Source organism: Ochrobactrum sp. PL_is483 (assembly GCF_055816855.1).
Genome location: NZ_JBVPGS010000003.1, coordinates 1 through 831 on the forward strand (window position 1 = coordinate 1; position 831 = coordinate 831).

Below are 831 nucleotides of genomic sequence, written 5' to 3' on the forward strand. Positions count from 1 at the left end.
GGGCGTCCTGCCAGACATGGCGGGTGATGGTACGGATGGCCTTGGCGTTGGACGTGCAGGATGCGAGCAGCGGGCAGGTCCGGCAGATGGCCGGATCAGATACATAATGCTTGTAACCGTTGCGGTCGGTCGTGGCATAGGGGAGCAATTGGCCCTCGGGGCAGCGATAGCCATCGGCATCCGCTTCGAATGCGAACCTCGACTTGCGCATCATGCCATCCCTGGGTGGCGTGGGAGTGCGGTAGCCGGTAACGCCGAGGATATGGCGATCTTCCAAACCCCGGGCAATGGCCGCTGTCGCATAGCCGGCATCCAGCCCGACCGCGCCAACCGCGAAGTCAAAGCGCCGGCGTTGCCGATCCAGACGGTCGAGATAGACGCGACTGTCATGCATATTGGCCGGCGTGACGTGGATATCGGTGATGATGGCCAGCTTTCCATCCACCGTGCGGTGATCAAGATAGTAGAAGCCCTTCGGCTTGCCGTCGCGCACCATATAGCCGCTTTCCGGATCGGTGCGGCTGACCTTGGTCTCTTTCGCCTCCCGCTCCCGCGGCTTGTCCGTCATCGGTTTCTGGCCGTGCAGTGCCCGTTCCGCATCAATGGCCCGATCAAGATCAGCCCAATAATCGGCTCGGGATCTGGCGATCATCTCAAGGTCGTATTTGCCCTTGTTGGCATGGGCCTTCAAATGCGTGCTGTCGGTATAAAGCACTGTCCCATCGACCAGTCCGTGCCGGATCGCCTGTTCGACGATGTGGTCGAAAATATCCTGGGCGACCGAGGTGTCGTTAAAGCGCCGCCGCCGGTTCTGGCTCAGTGTCGAGGCGT

Annotated in this window: 1 protein-coding gene; it reads right to left on the reverse strand. The window is 61.0% G+C overall.

The window, feature by feature from the left end; genetic code table 11:
• Positions 1 to 831 (reverse strand): transposase (locus tag AC0TNJ_RS00015; protein WP_473769851.1); only part of this gene is annotated, 831 nt, incomplete at both ends.